General features: G+C 47.2%; 19 protein-coding genes. 5 read left to right on the top strand and 14 right to left on the bottom strand.

The features are described from left to right. Window positions 1-26: 26 nt before the first annotated feature. Both xerC and HGT71_RS00155 read right to left on the bottom strand, forming a co-directional pair. Window positions 27-1,052 (bottom strand): site-specific tyrosine recombinase XerC, encoded by a 1,026-nt coding sequence (gene xerC / locus HGT71_RS00160; protein WP_214216010.1) that lies wholly within the window; start codon window positions 1,050-1,052, stop codon window positions 27-29. A gap of 44 nt (window positions 1,053-1,096) precedes the next feature. Next, a complete protein-coding gene (locus HGT71_RS00155) occupies window positions 1,097-4,123 on the bottom strand; it encodes a DNA primase (protein ID WP_214216009.1) in 3,027 nt (1,008 codons plus the stop codon). Between the two features lie 112 nt (window positions 4,124-4,235). Here HGT71_RS00155 and HGT71_RS00150 point away from each other — a divergent pair, with 112 nt between their 5' ends. Both HGT71_RS00150 and HGT71_RS00145 read left to right on the top strand, forming a co-directional pair. Next, entirely contained in the window at window positions 4,236-4,622 is a 387-nt protein-coding gene (locus HGT71_RS00150; RefSeq protein WP_214216008.1) for a helix-turn-helix domain-containing protein, read from the top strand. A gap of 72 nt (window positions 4,623-4,694) precedes the next feature. Continuing rightward, the gene (locus HGT71_RS00145; RefSeq protein WP_244986343.1) at window positions 4,695-4,910 is read left to right on the top strand and encodes a SymE family type I addiction module toxin; all 216 of its coding nucleotides are present in this window, start codon (window positions 4,695-4,697) and stop codon (window positions 4,908-4,910) included. Window positions 4,911-4,951: 41 nt separating this feature from the next. Here the strand turns inward: HGT71_RS00145 and HGT71_RS00140 are convergent, their stop codons facing one another. Further along, window positions 4,952-5,494, bottom strand: coding sequence for an immunity 42 family protein (locus HGT71_RS00140; RefSeq protein ID WP_214216007.1), 543 nt, complete (start codon window positions 5,492-5,494; stop codon window positions 4,952-4,954). Window positions 5,495-5,496: 2 nt separating this feature from the next. Then, the gene (locus HGT71_RS00135) at window positions 5,497-7,080 is read right to left on the bottom strand and encodes a VENN motif pre-toxin domain-containing protein (protein WP_342355437.1); all 1,584 of its coding nucleotides are present in this window, start codon (window positions 7,078-7,080) and stop codon (window positions 5,497-5,499) included. Here HGT71_RS00135 and HGT71_RS00130 point away from each other — a divergent pair. Next, the gene (locus HGT71_RS00130; RefSeq protein WP_214216006.1) at window positions 7,069-7,305 is read left to right on the top strand and encodes a SymE family type I addiction module toxin; all 237 of its coding nucleotides are present in this window, start codon (window positions 7,069-7,071) and stop codon (window positions 7,303-7,305) included. The two genes, HGT71_RS00135 and HGT71_RS00130, sit on opposite strands and share 12 nt — an antisense overlap. Before the next feature lie 43 nt (window positions 7,306-7,348). On the opposite strand, the gene HGT71_RS00125 is transcribed toward HGT71_RS00130, so the two are convergent. The 4 genes from HGT71_RS00125 to HGT71_RS00110 form a co-directional block, all read right to left on the bottom strand. Continuing rightward, on the bottom strand, window positions 7,349-7,645 hold the full coding sequence (locus tag HGT71_RS00125; RefSeq protein WP_214216005.1) for a barstar family protein: 297 nt from the start codon (window positions 7,643-7,645) through the stop codon (window positions 7,349-7,351). Continuing rightward, on the bottom strand, window positions 7,642-8,292 hold the full coding sequence (locus HGT71_RS00120; protein WP_214216004.1) for a ribonuclease domain-containing protein: 651 nt from the start codon (window positions 8,290-8,292) through the stop codon (window positions 7,642-7,644). Before HGT71_RS00120 ends, HGT71_RS00125 begins: the two co-directional genes overlap by 4 nt. A 308-nt stretch (window positions 8,293-8,600) precedes the next feature. Continuing rightward, window positions 8,601-9,065, bottom strand: a complete 465-nt coding sequence (locus HGT71_RS00115) for a hypothetical protein (protein ID WP_214216003.1) — start codon at window positions 9,063-9,065, stop codon at window positions 8,601-8,603. Next, the gene (locus tag HGT71_RS00110) at window positions 9,062-10,663 is read right to left on the bottom strand and encodes a VENN motif pre-toxin domain-containing protein (RefSeq protein ID WP_244986342.1); all 1,602 of its coding nucleotides are present in this window, start codon (window positions 10,661-10,663) and stop codon (window positions 9,062-9,064) included. Before HGT71_RS00110 ends, HGT71_RS00115 begins: the two co-directional genes overlap by 4 nt. A gap of 231 nt (window positions 10,664-10,894) precedes the next feature. Between HGT71_RS00110 and HGT71_RS00105 the strand changes: the two genes are divergently transcribed. Beyond that, window positions 10,895-11,437 carry an RNA 2'-phosphotransferase gene (locus tag HGT71_RS00105; protein WP_214216001.1) on the top strand — a complete coding sequence of 181 codons (543 nt, stop codon included), beginning with the start codon at window positions 10,895-10,897 and terminating at the stop codon, window positions 11,435-11,437. Here HGT71_RS00105 and HGT71_RS00100 read toward each other — a convergent pair whose 3' ends face one another. Both HGT71_RS00100 and HGT71_RS15975 read right to left on the bottom strand, forming a co-directional pair. Continuing rightward, window positions 11,438-11,833, bottom strand: a complete 396-nt coding sequence (locus HGT71_RS00100) for an SMI1/KNR4 family protein (RefSeq protein ID WP_214216000.1) — start codon at window positions 11,831-11,833, stop codon at window positions 11,438-11,440. Window positions 11,834-11,835: 2 nt separating this feature from the next. Further along, window positions 11,836-13,638, bottom strand: coding sequence for a VENN motif pre-toxin domain-containing protein (locus HGT71_RS15975; RefSeq protein WP_214215999.1), 1,803 nt, complete (start codon window positions 13,636-13,638; stop codon window positions 11,836-11,838). 15 nt (window positions 13,639-13,653) lie between these two features. On the opposite strand from HGT71_RS15975, the gene HGT71_RS00090 reads away from it, so the two are divergent. Next, the gene (locus HGT71_RS00090) at window positions 13,654-13,818 is read left to right on the top strand and encodes a SymE family type I addiction module toxin (RefSeq protein WP_214215998.1); all 165 of its coding nucleotides are present in this window, start codon (window positions 13,654-13,656) and stop codon (window positions 13,816-13,818) included. A gap of 43 nt (window positions 13,819-13,861) precedes the next feature. Here HGT71_RS00090 and HGT71_RS00085 read toward each other — a convergent pair whose 3' ends face one another. From HGT71_RS00085 to HGT71_RS15725, 4 genes are all read right to left on the bottom strand, one after another. After that, entirely contained in the window at window positions 13,862-14,299 is a 438-nt protein-coding gene (locus tag HGT71_RS00085) for a hypothetical protein (RefSeq protein ID WP_214215997.1), read from the bottom strand. Between the two features lie 3 nt (window positions 14,300-14,302). Then, window positions 14,303-14,950 carry a toxin C-terminal domain-containing protein gene (locus tag HGT71_RS00080; protein ID WP_214215996.1) on the bottom strand — a complete coding sequence of 216 codons (648 nt, stop codon included), beginning with the start codon at window positions 14,948-14,950 and terminating at the stop codon, window positions 14,303-14,305. A gap of 390 nt (window positions 14,951-15,340) precedes the next feature. Next, on the bottom strand, window positions 15,341-15,649 hold the full coding sequence (locus tag HGT71_RS00075) for a hypothetical protein (RefSeq protein ID WP_214215995.1): 309 nt from the start codon (window positions 15,647-15,649) through the stop codon (window positions 15,341-15,343). Beyond that, the gene (locus HGT71_RS15725; protein WP_244986341.1) at window positions 15,649-16,944 is read right to left on the bottom strand and encodes a VENN motif pre-toxin domain-containing protein; all 1,296 of its coding nucleotides are present in this window, start codon (window positions 16,942-16,944) and stop codon (window positions 15,649-15,651) included. The genes HGT71_RS00075 and HGT71_RS15725 overlap by 1 nt, the downstream gene beginning before the upstream one ends.

Raw genomic sequence — 16,944 nt, 5'->3', positions numbered from 1 at the left:
GTGGTGTCATTATGACCTTTATTTTTTTACCTGTCAGGCTTTTCTTCTTCACGCTGCTCCGCCGGATGCGTACTCCCATGCACCGCCTGCAACGCCCGGATACTCACCTGCGTATAGATCTGCGTACTCTCCACGCTTCGATGCCCCAGCATCGCCTGGATCCATCTCAGGTCTGCGCCGTTCTCCAGCATCTGCGTCGCCATCGCGTGGCGGAACAGGTGACAGCTCCCCTTCTCGATTCCCGCCGCTCTCAGGTAAGGCACGACCGCTAAGGTGATACCGCTCGCCGTTAACCCTGCCAGGCCATCCATCGCCAAGAACAGTGCCCGACAGTCTGGCACGGCTAGGATGTCTGGGCGAACCTGATGCAGATAACGATTCAGCCATCTTAGCGCACGCTCACCCACCGGGATCACCCGGTCTTCCTTGCCTTTACCTTGCACGATGGTCAGGATTTTTCGTTTGAAGTCCGCACTGTAGATCTCAAGGTTGGCAACCTCGCCACGCCTTATCCCCGTTGACCACAGCAGTTCAAGTAGCGCCCTGTCGCGAATACCCTGCAATGTGCTCAAGTCGCACAGGGTCACGATCTCCTCTACCTGCTCTACGCTCAGTATCGTGCGCGGCAGACGCTTCTCCAGTCGCGGTAGCTCAAGGTCCGCCGCCGGGTTCGCCAGTATCAGTCCCTGTTTCGCCAGCCAGCTGAACCACACCTGTAGCGGCTGGAGCGTGGTGCGCTGAGTGCGGCTGGTCAGTGGCTCACCATTTGGCTTGCGGTACTGATACAGATAGCGTTGGTAACTTTCGAGTATCGGCCGGGTCACTTCTGCGGCATAGCCGATACCCCGTTCCGTTGCCCAGCAGATAAAGCGGTAGCTGTGATGAGTCTGTACTTTTAGGGTGGTTGCCGACCAGTGCCGCTCTCTGCGCCAACGTACGAACCTCAACAACAGTGCGTACAGGCTTTTCGGGTCATGGGCCGGACCGATGGGCTGGCGGTAGATATCATCAACAGTAAGAAGACGGTTTGCACGGGGTTTGCGGTTGGCCATATTATTGTCTCCCTGACGATGGCGTAGCGGACGGGTTCAGGCGGCTAAGAAGAGGAGTTAGATAACAAGGGCGAAGGCGATAAGGGCACTTTATTTTTCTTTCTGATTACTGCGTTTTCGTCAGGGCAGACTTGCAGAGTACTCAGCCCTTTCGCTGACGGCTTCTGAGTCAGTTTTTGCGGGTCAGACTTGGCCCTGACTTGACCCAGACTTAAGGCAGACTTGCCTTCTTTAGACTCAGACTTGCGATTACTGCCCTTATTACTTTCACCAGATATTTCCACGCTCAGCAGCCCGCTCAGGTAGTTTTCTTCACCGTTACCACCGTCCCACAGCAGTTCATAACGCAGCAGGTGCCCCCGGCTGCCACCGTGTAGCAGCAGGTACTCCATCTCTGTCAGGCGTATACAGTGGTTTTTTAACTGACTGTCGCTCCAGTTGGTATAACTGCGGATATCCCGCCGGGTAAAGCGCACTTCCGCGCTCTGACACCCTTGTTGCTCGGCCATTCCGTTGACCATTTGTATTATCAGTCGCAACAACTTGCGCGTCTGCGGCGGCATCTCGTCCAGCGTGCGCCCCAGCACCTCATGCGCCAGTCGGTTCGCCAATGTAATATCAGACGGCACCACCTCGATATACTCCAGCCACTGCCCGCGATGCTCAACCCGCTTCACCTCCCGCTGATACTGGTGCAGCAGGGCGACACTTTGTATCAGCGTCAGGTACTTCATATGGTCACGCCGAGTGCGGGTTTTGTCACTCAGGAAGGTTAGTTTTTCTGCGTAAGGATTGACCACCTTTAGCGGCCGTAATAGCCGCTGTGCGTTCTGGTGCAGCCGGGTTAAGTAACTTTTTTCCGATGTGGCCAACAGCCCTTGCAGTGTCTGTGCCTTACGCTGCATCGCATGTATTGCCTCGGTCTGCGCTCTGGACTCGTTCACCGTCAGCACCAGGCAGCGGTTGAGCAGCTCTTCGTCCACATCGCTGGCCGTGGTGGTTAACATCAGCATCACCGGTCCCTGAACGCGGTACTCCCGCGTCACCAGTTCGCCACTCGATTCGTCCTTGCCAGTGCTGGCGATTTTCAGTTCCCCGTCCGACTGCAACAACTTCAGGGCATAGGCTGCCTGCCTGACGCCCTCCTCCTCTGCTATCGCTAGGATTTTGTGCTGAAGGGAGGTTTCACCCAAGTAGTACAGGCTCTGCCCGGTCATCGCGCTGTACTGGATACGTTCTTCTTCCGGTATCAGACCCAACACGGCATCCATCAGCGAGGATTTACCCGCCGCGCTGGAAGACTGGATAAGCACGGCCAACGGCCTATCCAGTTTGCGCGAGGTGGCCGCCAGATAACCCGTCAGTAAGTTCGACGACTCCCCAACCACGCCGCAAGCAGCGAGGTCGGCCACGATGCGCTCTGCTAGGTCGGGAGAGTTAAGCAGCGCCAGCGCGGCGGTTTCCTCCTCACCCGATACCGTCACCATTGCGGAGGACTGTTCCGCTTCCGCCGCCTTCAGTCGTTCACCCTGCTGCTGTTCCAGCGCCAGTAGCACCCGACCACATTCACGTTTTATCACCGATAGCTCACAGGCCAACTCAGAAGCCGCCGTGCTGATATACCCCTGCCGCTGCTTCGCGTGATACATATCGAAGCTGTCCACATGCAACGCCCCGGTTGACTCGTCCAGCACCTGTACATTCACCTTCATTACTTCACTGAGTGTATTTTTCTGCCATCCCCGCACCCGCCAGACGCGAGGGCCACAGCGTAACAGCAGTTCACCCGACGCCGTGATGTCGCAGGCGATAGTTTCAGCAGGTTGATGTGCAGGCGTTGAGCCCGGTTGGGCGGCTAAAGAAGAAGGGGATTCATTGCGGGACGTCACGGTTTCAGTTGCAACAACAGAGTCGCTATTCATCCGAACGGCTTGTTCCAGTGCCAACGCCAAGGCCGATTCAGGATTGCCGCTTTTCACCGCATAGGCATTCGCATCCAGTCCCTGTGGGAACCGTACCCGCCAGGCCTCGATACCACAGCCACTAAGCTGTTCAGCAACTGCGTCCGCCCCCCTATCCCCGGCCTCGTCACGGTCGAAGGCGATCAGTACACGTTTCACGCCGTGATACTGTAACGCCGCCAGATGCCCGGCCGTAAAGCCGTGGACCCCGAACGCCGCGATCACATTGCGATACCCGGCACACCAGAAGGTCATGGCGTCGATCAGCGCCTCACACAAGATCACTTCTGACGACGCTTTCAGGGCGGCTTCGTTCCAGATCCCTACCAGTGGTGACGGCAGATACAGGTGTTTTGCCGATCCCTTAATAATCGAGTGATCAGCTATCATGCGCCGACCATACAGCTGCAACACCCGACCGCGACTTGCCAGATCATAGCTCTCTGATCCGCCAACCACTGGCACCACCAGACAGCCACGGAAGTGATCTTGGTGGTTAGATTCGCGTATTACGCCCAGCTGTTTTAAGCGGCTGCGTAACGCTTTACCTTCCTTCGAGTACGGCGAAGGGAGCGCACCCGCTACGCCATGCGCCCCGGCGAAGCCCAGCCGGAAGTGGCTCACCAGTTCAGGATGATTTAGGCCGCGCTTCTCTAGCCAGACCAGCGTATCCGGTGAGTTAAGCAGATTTTGGTGATACCAGTTGACGACCTGACTGAGTAACGCCTGGCCGTCGTCGTCTAAATCGGTCAGAGTCTGGCGAGCAGGCGGCGAAGCAGGAACGGCGGCTGAAGAAGAGGATGCTGGCAGCGAAGAAGATGATCCCGCCAGTTCTCGCAACCGTTGCAGTGTCTGTGGATAGGTGAGCCGTTGAGTGTGTTGCAGCCAGTCCAGCACCGACCCCGCCGCCCCGCAACCAAAGCAGTGATAGAGGTTTTTGCCCGGCGAGATAACGCAGGAAGGGGTTTTCTCGGTGTGGAAGGGGCAGAGTACAACATAGTCTTTGCCCTGCTTACGCAGCGTATAGCCTTGTGATTCGGCTAACACCTCTAACGGCACGGTGTGCTTTAGCTGTTCCAGCTCTTCCGGGGTTATTCGTCCTTTACCCATTTCTGCCTCCTGCAAAAACCTGTCAATAGCAAAATAGTAAAAATAACTCTATTGCAGAGTACTCTATATCGGAGTACTGTCAACAGAGTTATTCAGAACAGGGAGTATCATCATGGCACCACTTACTCAACAGCAACGTAATGCCATGAACAGCAGAGATGAACAGTTTTTCAGAGAGCTAGGCACAAGGGTTGCACTGGCAAGAAAAGAGCAACAACTGACTCAGCAACAGTTGGCCGAGAAGCTGGGGATAGCCCAGCAGACAATGGCGCACTACGAGGGCGGGCGACTTAAGGTTTCTGCTTCACTGCTGCCACAGTTGGTGCAGATCCTGAACTTGTCGCTGGATGAGTTACTAGGACTTCCCGCCAAGCGAACAGCTAAGCGCGGCCCGGCATCACGTCTGGAACAACAGATAGATATGATCCGGCAGATGCCGATGACCAAGCAGAAGTTTGTTTCTGAGATGCTGGATAACGTGATTGGTAAAATAGAGTAGTTAACCGACGCGGAACTAAGGTGTTCGAGCACCTCAGCCCGCTAACCACAACCAACTAAGCAGGAGTTGATTATGGCTAAGACACATCATAAGCCAGAGACAGGCACACCCACAACTCAATCAAGACGTTATACCGTGGGATATGTTCGGGATCACATTAAACATCAGCCTTCGCCATCAATTATTCTTAAAGGCCACTGGATGGGAGAGCTGGGATTTGAGACGGGCAGGAAGGTTGAAGTGAGTTGTCAGCAGGGAGAGTTGATTATTCGGCTGGCTGAGGAGTGATTGGCGGGTAATAAGATCCCGGCTTGATGGCCGGGATTTTTTTATTTTAAAAGAGAACTTGCATATTCTCTCACATTGGCCATGATTTCTTTTATTTCATCTTTTGGTATAGTTATATCTTCTATTAATGGTTTATCAATGCGTTGCCATATATTTCTTTCTTGACTTTCATCTTTAACAAGATGTTCTGTCACTCCGCCAAGAATTCTTAACGACTTTTTATCTGCAACCGCAAAGAAACATCCACCAAAATCACTAATATTCGGGCATGTGATACAATAATCTAGTAATTGGTCAGGATATTCATTTTCTTCAGAAGATTCAGGATAAGCTAAATCAAACAAATGCTTAAAAGCATCTTCTGTGGGTAAAATAAAGATTCCCTCATTTTCAGGATGTGATATCAAAGCGCAATCATTATCAATGATTTCATAGAGATCAGAAGATAATGTTGATGTTCTGATATCACCAGGATACAAATTTCCATTAATAATTAAATAGAATAGTCCATTCTTATAAGACTCACTCCACTGAGGGACATATTCTGTCCAAATAGCAAACCGATATGGATTACCAAAGATCATATTCACCTCCATTTTCCAGGTAAGCCGAACTCTTTTTTAACACTATTTGGGACATCACTTTTCTTTAATGGGACAGTTTTGTCTCCTGTGCTACCAGACCAGTGCCATGTCCCATCATTTGTATTTGTAAATTGATGGACATTTCCCTCAGAATCAATTGAATATCGTTTTTTTCCAGCTTCAATTGAATTACCAAACAGGGAAATTGAGTTTTTAGGCTCAGTACCAGCTTTAAGGCTATATCCTTGCTGTCCTGGTGTATGTTTTGGGTTGGATTGATAATTCAGACCATTTGCCGCAGTAGTCGACTTAAGTGTAGGCAATGGACTCCCTTTCCCACCCTTCCCAATAACACCCAGCGCCGATAAGCCTTTCCCACCGACAGCAGCACCAAACCCTATCGTTTCACCTGCTTCCTTGGTATATAGCGCAACCTTTACATATTCCGGCAGTGACTGATAAATCGCTCTCGCGCTTTCTTCATTTTCTGCCAGTACAAATCGGTCTAACTGCGATAAATCGTCACTATTCAAACTTGAAAAGATCGGCAATCGCCGTAAACTGGTCGCTACATCTGTTCCAGCTTCAGCTTCGGCTAAAACACCACTTGCACAAAATGGATCACCTGAGCAGCTTTTAGCAACTGCCTCTTCGCGATTCTTTTTGCTAATTTCAGCGAATTTTTCATAAACTTCGAGCTTATCGCTGCCATTTTTATCTGCATTCTCAAGCTCTTTATTGAGCTTAATCACATCATTAGAATTCAGATAATTATTCTCAACCGTCACCTTCCCGGTCTGCATTCCTGATACTGCACTCGCCGTATCACCGCCTACCAGTCCACCCGCTAATCCTGCGGCTAAACTGGCTAAGGCACTAATGGTTTGTTTCTGTGACTCATCCAGCTCAGAAGGCTTTTTATCATAATACGCCTCTGAAATCAGCCCCACCGCCTCGGCGGTCACCGCACTACTGGCTCCCGCTAACGCATTTTCACCTTTCGCCAGGGATAACGCCGCATTCACTACCGCATGCGCCATTAGGTTGGCAGTTTTATTTACCTCTCCGTCGGCAGAGGTCGTTTGGCGATGGATAACCTCGGCTAAATAAGGGGCGCTCCCCCCTGCTAAGGCCTTAGCGATATCTCCCCCCGCCAACCCTTGTATTGCGGCGGTTGAGGCGGTAATAGCCCGCTGTATGTCACCGCCGGTTCCAAAAGGCTGGCTCGCTTGTTTAAACTCGACTGTCTCACGCAGTTGGTCATCGGTATAGGTGGGATGCTCAGCTTTAGCGGCGGTAAACCCTGCTATCTCCCCTTGCGTACGCGCGATATCGGCGGCTTGATTACCTATTTCACCGATTAACTGCAGCGTCTGCATCCGTTGCTGCTCTTTTTCCTTATCGAATATCGGGCTAAGCGTCTGATTCGCATGGGCTACATCGCGGCTAAGGTCATCAACATTCTGTTGCTGCTTGGCCGTGTCGTTGATAATTATCGTGCCATCACTCACCGCAGCATGGGTGGTTAAGCTATCGCTTTTTTCCTTGTTGCCCGCAACGGCTAAACCATTATTATGACTAAGCACAATACTAAGCCAGAAGTAAGTATTTCCAAAGCATTACGACGGCTGAAGGTGGGATATACCAGTATCCGTCACGCTGATCGTAATGATATGACCACCTATTACAGTCGCTGCTCCAGCCTTAATCTAAAGGGCAACTGGTTAGAGGAGGCGGGGTTTGCGACCGATACACCAGTTACCGTGGCGGTTGAGCACGGGCAACTGGTCATACGGCTAATAACTGACTGAACTACAGGTAAAAAATCCCGCCAGATAAAGGGCGGGATTTTTATTATTTCAACACATAGTCAAATTTTTCATCCCAGTTGAACTTAATGTCCTGCTGTCTAGTTTCCTCGAAAATTTGAATGATCTTATCAAAATATTCACCAAGATATTTCTTTGATAATTCAGAGTTTAACCAAATAATTTTAATCGGTCTTTCAACATCCGTACTTAGACGATCCCACAGCGCATTAAGATTCCGCCCGTAATAAGGACCAAAATCCAACATCTGGGACAATAGATCATGAAAGTCGTCCATAGATTGAACACGATTCCCATCAAGTATGATTTCACGATCCATCATTTCCATGTTCCTACTGAAGTAGCCGTTTTGTAGTGGTCTGTTGTGATATAAAGAAGTCCATCGCTTGAATATAGCAAACGTGTTCCTGGCTGGTTACCTCTGGACATTGTACCATCTATCCCAATATCAGCCTCCCGCCAAACTCGTCCTGGTGCAGACGGTAATACATTATCTGCATCTCTAAATACATCACCACCGATTTGCCCGCCCGGAACACTATTATTTAAAGCTTTTCCTGATTTCCAGCCATTTTCCATAGCAGACTGTTTTGTAACGTAGTTTGTTGGCAAATTTCCCGTAGTACGTAAACTTTCAACAACTTCGTTTGCTGCCTGGGTAGTTTTCAAATCCATTTTCAGCCTGGAATAATTTGCAGCGTTATGTGCCGCATTAGCCGCCACAACCTCTGCTTTCGCCGCCGTAGCTTCAGCCGCTGTCTTACCTATCCCTATCGCACCACCGGCTCCGACTCCACCTGGAACGATAATCTCTGAAGCCTGAAGACCAAGGTTGTTAATACACAACGCCAGCGCACCGGCACAGGATTCAACTCCAGCCTTCAGAATAGCGGCTATTTCTGGCGTTGCTGCAATCAGCACTCCGCCACCAAGCCCTGCTGGAAGCACAACCGTCAACGCATCCTGCATCGCCAGACCTTTCTAGCAGGACGCTGAACCCGGATTGTCCGCACAGGAGGCGATATTCTTGCCATGCTCTCTAGCGAACTTCTCCTGACCGTCCTCAGTACCGCCCATCAGGTTATTCTCAACAACAACTCTTTCCGACGTTCACTTAGCCAGCGTACACCATTTTTCCCTGTGCTTTCCGTGAGTTACAACAAGTTTTTTCCTACTGCGTTTATCGAGGTAACTAAATTTTTCCTCTACGCACTATTCAATCTCCAATATTATAAAGTTAATCCCCAGCTACCCATACTTAGTTTTAGGAATTTTTATTATCCAGTCCTACATATAAAAAGTGGCTGTTGATATTCATCAATAGATTGTATGTCAATATATGGTGATTCTTCTTTCCTTAGAGTATGAAGTTTGATTACTGCATCTATCTCACCATCAAAATTGTCGAAAGATGTGACTATTTCAAAAGATTTAGAGGGCATCGTTTTGTGTAACTTTTCAGCTATCATTTCTGAGACATTAACGGCTACAGATACAATATCATCCTCAATATAATCACTAACTCTTAGCTCATTATAAAAGCACTCTTGCTCAGTTTTATCAAAAAAACTTTCATTATCGCTTCCAGTGTCAATAGGTTGTTTTTCTTTAAAAAAAATGCAGCCATCTGAGTGAATAACAAAACCATCATCAATCAATTTTGAAATTTCATTAGGAATTGAGGGTAATTTAATTACCTTGATTAGTAAGTTCCTTTCAAACTCTTTATTAAAAAAAATCATTTCTCCCCCAAATATTGATTCATACCTTTATCTATAGCTTGCTTGAATTTAGGATCATCCAGCAGTTTGTTAACCGAAGAAGGTGCAGGAACTTTACTCTTTGTTGAGTCAAACATATAAAAATTATTATTTCTCGGATCATAATAATACTTATTATTTTTATTATCTTGGTAATGTACTTGCCCTGGTCTTTGCCCAGGATTTGGGTTTTCTACGTCGATTCGTTCTTTTCCTACACCTTTCCATATAGTTTTACTTGGAACTTTAACGCCATTTGCTCCTAACATATGCCCATCGGACATATAAATAAAATCATCCTTACTTGGCCCATCCGGAAGCGGCGTTACTGTACTCGTGCCACCCGTATTGACTAAACCATCACTATTACCTGTATGAGTCGGACCTGATTCTAACGGCTGATTGTTACCTGTATTGACTAGCCCTTTTTGGTCGTTATGACCCGGATTAATCAACTTACTGTCTGTCAGTTCTCTATCCGGTTTCGGGAAGACCGTGATTAAGCCTTGTTGATCCTGCCCTACCATATAATTGTAGGCAGCCCGTTGTTCCGGGGTTAGTCGTTCTATCAGATCAGCCTTGCCGGACATTGCTACGCTAAAGACATAATCCCGTTCAGAGGAGGAAAGATTGTCTAGCGCGGTTTTTGCTGCTCCAATACCCAGTAATGCACCGAGACCTTTCTCCACAACCATATTTCGACATGTGGCGACTTCAGCACATGCTGTAACACCCAGTCGTGCCACGGCTAATAAATTATTATTCTCAACCGTCACCTTCCCGGTCTGCATCCCTGATACTGCACTTGCCGTATCGCCACCCACCAGTCCACCCGCTAATCCTGCGGCTAAACTGGCTAAGGCACTAATGGTTTGTTTCTGTGACTCATCCAGCTCAGAAGGCTTTTTATCATAATACGCCTCTGAAATCAGCCCCACCGCCTCAGCGGTCACCGCACTACTGGCTCCCGCTAACGCATTTTCACCTTTCGCCAGGGATAACGCCGCATTCACTACCGCATGCGCCATCAGGTTGGCGGGGATATTCACCTTATCACCAGTGGTTGTTCTTTTATGGATTTCTTCTGCTAGGTAAGGTGCGGCACCGCCCGCTAAGGCCTTAGAAATATCGCCCCCCGCCAACCCTTGTATTGCGGCGGTTGAGGCGGTAATAGGCCGCTGTATGTCACCGCCGGTTCCAAAAGGCTGGCTCGCTTTTTTAAACTCGACTGTCTCACGCAGTTGGGCATCGGTATAGGTCGGATGCTCAGCTTTAGCGGCGCTAAACCCTGCGATATCTCCTTGCGTACGCGCAATATCGGCGGCTTGATTGCCTATTTCACCGATTAACTGCAGCGTCTGCATCCGTTGCTGCTCTTTTTCTTTATCGAATATCGGGCTAAGCGTCTGGTTGGCATGGGCCACATCGCGGCTAAGGTCATCGACATTCTGTTGCTGCTTGGCCGAGTCGTTGATGATTATCGTGCCATCACTCACCGCGGCATGGGTGGTTGAGCTATCGCTTTTTTCCTTGTTGCCCGCAACGGCTAAACCATTAACTAGAATGGCTAATACAGACATACTCACCATTCAATCGAAGAGTTATACTAAAGATATATACGGGATCATATTGAGTATCGGTTATACTGCCGATAATTCTAAAGGCTACTGGATAGAAAGTTAGAGTTTAAGACAAGCAGGAATCTTGACTAAAGGTAGTTGCATAGGTGAGGCAACTCACTATACGGCTAGCAGGGAAGTAAGCGATAGACAAAATAGTCTAAGACAAATAGGGTTGAGTAGAGATCATATATGAACAAAAAAAACACAGAAAAAAGTAAGTACTTAAGTTATATATTACGCCACCATCCAGAATCTATTGGTTTATCTCTAGACAAAGAAGGATGGGCTGTTATAAGCGATCTTATTCTTCTTTCTACTAAAGAAAGCTACAATATAGATTATGACCTTTTGCGTTCAATTGTCGATAATAGCGATAAAAAGAGGTTCATGATTTCAGAGGATGGATTGCGTATCCGTGCTAGCCAAGGGCATTCAAGTCAAAAAGTCAGCATACAATATAGTAAAAAGACACCTCCTGAAAACTTATATCATGGTACAGCTGTCCGATTTATATCATTAATCAAAGAACAGGGTCTTATCCCTAAAGAACGTCAGTATGTTCATCTTACAGAGGATAAAGATACAGCATACGAAGTTGGACAACGTTACGGAAAACCTATCATTTTAAGAATAAAAACTATGGAAATGTATCAGCAAGGATTTAATTTCTATCAGGCAGAAAACGGAGTCTGGCTAACAGACTCGGTTCCCTTTAAATTTATTCAGGAATAACTATTCCTGATTTTCTGCCAGTTCAGATTTATGGCGAGCAGATTCAAGACGCGCTATTTTCAACCACTCGTCAAAATTATCTGTATACCCTCTATCTTCCCAGCCAGAAGAAGCAAATGCATGTATATAGTATACCTTGGGATCTCCAGATATATCTGCACCATCAAAACAAGCTATATCATCAGAATAATTTACTTTAGCGAAAGGTACCAATTCACGGTTTGGGTATTTTGTCTTTACTTCCATCATCCAAAAGGAGGATGACTCCTGAAATTCGCAGATGAACGACCATGGTTCAATATCAGGAATAATATCCATATTCATTATCTCAATATAATCCTCTGGATATTTAAACCCGTCAGGAAGTTCATTTTTTTCATATAAGTAAACACCCATTTTTACTTCCTTTTTCCTGTAATTCTTGGTGGTTCATTTGAACCATAAGGATTTTTAGTGCCAAACCCACCTGATTGCTTATTTATTCTTCCAGTTATTGCTTCACCCCAAGTTTGAGGCACAAAACCGCGTTTTCTATCTGAAAAACGCTCAATTTCAGAAGGTGTTAATTTCTCTTCATAAGTTCTAACATTCGCCTCAACTTTTATACCGGCTTCTCTGGCTGCACTAATCCTTGTATTATCCATGCTAGTCATTTTTCCATCAGGCATTCTGATAATGTCAACAGGATCACCTTTCCAGCCATCTTTTTTCATGCTGGATATAAGATCATCATAAGTGTATTTCACACCTGTACCTCTTTCTGTCTTGGTTTGTGAAACGGTATTTTGTGAAAAACGAATCTCGTTGGCATCAAAACTCGAAGTTGTACTTCTGCTAGGCTTGATGGGTTGTGCTTTATTTGCATTCAATTCTAACTGAATGCCTTTCATTCCTGCTAGTGCGACCGCAATTGCCTGCGTCTGCATTGCGGCATCATAATCTTTGGCGACGTCATTCCAGCTACGTTTGGTAGAGTTCGCTATCGCTGTTATTGCTTGGTCACGGCTGATGCTACCTGCATCTACTCCCTGAAGAATATTTTCAAGATTCTTTGCATCCTGCGGGTAGAGGTCTTTGTAAATTAACCTGAAATTGAAATCTTCACCATATTTATTAAGTGCATCCTGCGCGGGGCCAATCAGCGTACCACAGGCCGATCCACCTTTATTACCATCAGTACAGACTGCTTTTATCGCTGCATCACGCGCTTTATCCGTCCGATTAATTTCCGCCAATTCTTTCGCTTCTGTCGGCGTGAGTTCCTGCTTCAGGTAATCGCGCTTCGTTTCCAGTTGCTTCTTTCTGTCCGCTTCTTCAACACTCAGCCAGTTATTCTCAACCGTCACCTTCCCGGTCTGCATCCCTGATACTGCACTCGCCGTATCGCCACCCACCAATCCACCCGCTAATCCTGCGGCTAAACTGGCTAATGCACTAATGGTTTGTTTCTGTGACTCATCCAGCTCAGAAGGCTTTTTATCATAATACGCCTTTGAAATCAGCCCCACCGCCTCGGCGGTCACCGCACTACTGGCTCCCGCTAACGCATTTTCACCTTTCACCAGGGATAACGCCGCATTCACTACCGCATGCGCCATTAGGTTGGCGGGGATATTCACCTTATCACCAGTGGTTGTTCTTTTATGGATTTCTTCTGCTAGGTAAGGTGCGGCACCGCCCGCTAACGCCTTAGCGATATCTCCTCCCGCTAACCCTTGTATTGCGGCGGTTGAGGCGGTAATAGCCTGTTGTATTGCGCTGCCTGTTCCAAAGGTAGCTTTCGCATTTTGATAAGCTTGTTTGGCTACTTGTTCAGAGGTCGGATGGCTATTGCCATGAACCATCAACTCTGCACGAGCCGCCTCTAAGGCGGCCGGATCTGACTGTGCCTTGAGTCCTGCTATCTCCCCTTGCGTACGCGCGATATCGGCGGCTTGATTACCTATTTCACCGATTAACTGCAGCGTCTGCATACGTTGCTGCTCTTTTTCTTTATCGAATATCGGGCTAAGCGTCTGATTCGCATGGGCCACATCGCGGCTAAGGTCATCAACATTCTGTTGCTGCTTGGCCGTGTCGTTGATGATTATCGTGCCCTCGCTCACCGCAGCATGGGTGGTGGAGCTGTCGCTTTTTTCCTTGTTGCCCGCAACGGCTAAACCATTAGCAATAAGCCAGAGACAAGCACACCCACAACTCAATCAAGACGTTATACCGTGGGATATGTCCGGGATCATATTAAACACCAACTTAAACACCAACCATCACCATCAATTATTCTTAAAGGTCACTGGATGAGGGAACTGGGCTTTGAGACCGGCAGGAAGGTCGAAGTGAGTTGTCAGCAGGGAGAGCTAATTATACGGCTAGCTGAGGGATAAACGGTAGGTAAAAAATCCCGGCTCGATTGACCGGGATCTCTTTTTAGTCTTTAAGACTGTGATAAAAATCTTGAATACTTTTTAGATCGGTATGCCATTCAGATATTTTCATACCATCTTCATTATGCGTTGTTCGCGGTTGAGTAAAACTATTTATAGTTTCAGGAGTGAACCCAGGGCATTCATCTAAAAACAAGATGTTATTTTGAACGAACACATCTTCACCTGAAAAATATAACACCCAAGTAAATATAAAATTCGTATTCTCAGGTTCATACATCGAAACTGCTAAAGAAGCATGTTTTTTATTTTCCAGACCATATTTAAGAGAACTTAGCCAGTTATCTTTATAATCATTTATATTCCAGTAAGATAAAGGAATATTCATCCTTTCCGAAAATTCATCGATGACTATTGATGCCGGTAAGACGCGTTCGCCTTCGATATTCACTGGCTTATCATTAGGAAAAATACCAAACATATGTCAGTCCTTAATTCTGTTTAGATCACTATCATAAGTGCCCATACGCTTCCCTTTACGATCAAACATTTTCCAACCATTCGTAACATTATGGCTGTCAACATCAGGCGTAATATACGTTTTACCATCAAAAAATACTGGTTGGCCATGTGAATTAAATGGAGCTTTAGGCGCTGGGATTCTTCGGTCAAAACCTAAATTCCCAGCCGCTTCCTGTGCTTCTTTTCCTTTTAAAGCCAAATAAGCCAAATCATCCTTACTTGGCCCATCCGGAAGCGGCGTTACTGTACTCGTTCCACCCGTATTGACTAAACCATCACTATTACCTGTATGTGTCGGACCTGATTCTAACGGCTGATTGTTACCCGTATTGACTAGCCCTTGTTGGTCGCTATGACCCGGATTAATCAACTTACCGTCTGTCAGTTCTCTATCCGGTTTCGGGAAGACCGTAATTAAGCCTTGTTGATCCTGCCCTACCATATAATTATAGGCAGCCCGTTGTTCCGGGGTTAGCCGTTCTATCAGATCAGCCTTGCCAGACATTGCTACGCTGAAGACATAATCCCGTTCAGATGACGAAAGGTTGTCTAGCGCTGTTTTTGCTGCCCCGATACCCAGTAATGCACCGAGACCTTTCTCCACAACCATATTTCGACATGTGGCGACCTCAGCGCATGCTGTAACGCCCAGTCGTGCTACGGCTGATAAATTATTATTCTCAACAATAACTCTTTCCGCTACATATTCAGCCTGCGAACGCTGTTTTTCCCAGTTCGTTCAGCAGGTTATAATATATTTCCTCTGATGCACTTTCAGGATTGTAACTTTTTCCCAAACGTGGGTTTTGCCCTCGCACGCAGGCTGCCGCCCGGCCGTTGCGATTGCCTTACCCCCGTTCAGTGTAACAGCGCATCAATCGCTGTCATTACCGTTATTCCTCGCAGTGCTGTGTGAGCAGGGGGAGTTGATCATCCGGCTGGCTGAGGAGTAAGCGGTGAGTCCAAACATTCCGGCTCGATTGGCTGGGGTCGTTAAAGGTTAATAAAAATCTGGATCTACCCTACCTTCAACTTTCAGGATCTCAAGGAATCTGTTATAAGCGCATTCATCATATTCAAGTAGATCATCAAGAAGTTTTTCATCTATTAGTGGCTTATAGAAAATTCCGCCCTCAAAAAATATAAAATCACCAGATAACGCTGGATCAATGATCTTCACATCACTTGCTTTATAAGCAAGAAGTCCGTTATATCCCTTTGAAAAACCGTAGAAATAAGTTTCTCCATGGCTCCAATAAACAGCATAAACATCAATGATTTTCTCAGAACAATTATTTTGTATTTTCATTATTTTCCCTTTAACGATGGACCTGGCTGCAATGGATTAGCTTGCGGCGTCACCATTTTCATATCATAAGCCTTTCCCGTATTTGAGTTGTATTGATAATGTATTGTGATATTAGAACCATCAGGTAATTCATGAGTAACCTGCATTTTCTGGAATCCCGCTGATACAGGGAAGCGGGGATCTTTATTCATTCCCTTGAGTACCTCTCCAGCAGATGGATTAGCCTTAACTCCATTCCACAGAACCTTTTCATTCAAATCACGCGGGAATGGATTCTGTATTCCCTTGGCTGTTGTAATATATTCTGCATTATTAATTAACTGTTGCTGCTCTTTCGTCAAAGAAGACAAACCTGGCGCTGAGTTATTGCTGACAGGTTTATCCACTGTCAACGCAATAATTACTGAAGCCAATATTCCTTTCTTGAGATTATTTTCGTGCAGTTGCGTGTTGTTTGCTACCGGTTCCAGTTCTGAGATAGAATAAGCCGCCAGTTCCTGGCATTGAGCGGTACATTCTGATGAGGCAGCAAGTGCTTTAAGATCTGCCAGAGCAAGTTTCTGATCGGCTATTGAGATCCCCGTGGATAATGCCTGCCTCTGCTTTTCTGCGTCCTGTTTTTTCAGGTCTGCCAAAAGCTGCTCTTTCTCAGAATCGGTTTTCGCGGCAGTATATTTCTCAGTGAAAGTTTTTATATCCTTATCACTAAGATAATTATTCTCAACCGTCACCTTCCCGGTCTGCATCCCTGATACTGCACTTGCCGTATCGCCACCCACCAGTCCACCCGCTAATCCTGCGGCTAAACTGGCTGAGGCACTGACTTTTTGTTTCTCATCTAGCTCAGAAGGCTTTTTATCATAATACGCCTCTGAAATCAGCCCCACCGCCTCGGCGGTCACCGCACTACTGGCTCCCGCTAACGCATTTTCACCTTTCGCCAGGGATAACGCCGCATTCACTACCGCATGCGCCATTAGGTTGGCGGGGATATTGACCTCTCCGTCGGCAGAGGTCGTTTGGCGATGGATAACCTCGGCTAAATAAGGGGCGCTCGCCCCTGCTAACGCTTTAGCGATATCCCCTCCCGCCAACCCTTGTATTGCGGCAGTTGAGGCGGTGATGGCCTGTTGTATCGCGCCGCCGGTACCAAATGGCTTACTCGCTTGTTTAAACTCGACTGTCTCACGTAGTTGGTCATCGGTATAGGTAGTCGAATTGTCTCTTTTTTCTTTGTTGCCGGTAGTCGCCAATGCATAGCAAAGAAACCAGACACATGCACACCCACAACTCAA

The organism is Rosenbergiella epipactidis (assembly GCF_018494055.1).
Taxonomy (GTDB): Bacteria; Pseudomonadota; Gammaproteobacteria; order Enterobacterales; family Enterobacteriaceae; genus Rosenbergiella; species Rosenbergiella epipactidis.
Note: the sequence above shows the minus strand (reverse complement) of the source record. Positions and strands in the feature narration are given on the sequence as shown.

Excerpts from the sequence above, each read along its gene's own strand:
- HGT71_RS00075 (WP_214215995.1), bottom strand. The coding sequence starts at position 15,649 with ATGAAAATACAAAATAATTGTTCTGAGAAAATCATTGATGTTTATGCT.
- xerC (WP_214216010.1), bottom strand. The coding sequence starts at position 1,052 with ATGGCCAACCGCAAACCCCGTGCAAACCGTCTTCTTACTGTTGATGAT.
- HGT71_RS00155 (WP_214216009.1), bottom strand. The coding sequence starts at position 4,123 with ATGGGTAAAGGACGAATAACCCCGGAAGAGCTGGAACAGCTAAAGCAC.
- HGT71_RS00125 (WP_214216005.1), bottom strand. The coding sequence starts at position 7,645 with ATGATGGATCGTGAAATCATACTTGATGGGAATCGTGTTCAATCTATG.
- HGT71_RS00140 (WP_214216007.1), bottom strand. The coding sequence starts at position 5,494 with ATGATCTTTGGTAATCCATATCGGTTTGCTATTTGGACAGAATATGTC.
- HGT71_RS00110 (WP_244986342.1), bottom strand. The coding sequence starts at position 10,663 with ATGTCTGTATTAGCCATTCTAGTTAATGGTTTAGCCGTTGCGGGCAAC.
- HGT71_RS00145 (WP_244986343.1), top strand. The coding sequence starts at position 4,695 with ATGGCTAAGACACATCATAAGCCAGAGACAGGCACACCCACAACTCAA.
- HGT71_RS00105 (WP_214216001.1), top strand. The coding sequence starts at position 10,895 with ATGAACAAAAAAAACACAGAAAAAAGTAAGTACTTAAGTTATATATTA.
- HGT71_RS00100 (WP_214216000.1), bottom strand. The coding sequence starts at position 11,833 with ATGGGTGTTTACTTATATGAAAAAAATGAACTTCCTGACGGGTTTAAA.
- HGT71_RS00120 (WP_214216004.1), bottom strand. The coding sequence starts at position 8,292 with ATGCAGGATGCGTTGACGGTTGTGCTTCCAGCAGGGCTTGGTGGCGGA.
- HGT71_RS00150 (WP_214216008.1), top strand. The coding sequence starts at position 4,236 with ATGGCACCACTTACTCAACAGCAACGTAATGCCATGAACAGCAGAGAT.
- HGT71_RS00080 (WP_214215996.1), bottom strand. The coding sequence starts at position 14,950 with ATGGTTGTGGAGAAAGGTCTCGGTGCATTACTGGGTATCGGGGCAGCA.
- HGT71_RS00115 (WP_214216003.1), bottom strand. The coding sequence starts at position 9,065 with ATGATTTTTTTTAATAAAGAGTTTGAAAGGAACTTACTAATCAAGGTA.
- HGT71_RS00085 (WP_214215997.1), bottom strand. The coding sequence starts at position 14,299 with ATGTTTGGTATTTTTCCTAATGATAAGCCAGTGAATATCGAAGGCGAA.
- HGT71_RS00130 (WP_214216006.1), top strand. The coding sequence starts at position 7,069 with ATGACTAAGCACAATACTAAGCCAGAAGTAAGTATTTCCAAAGCATTA.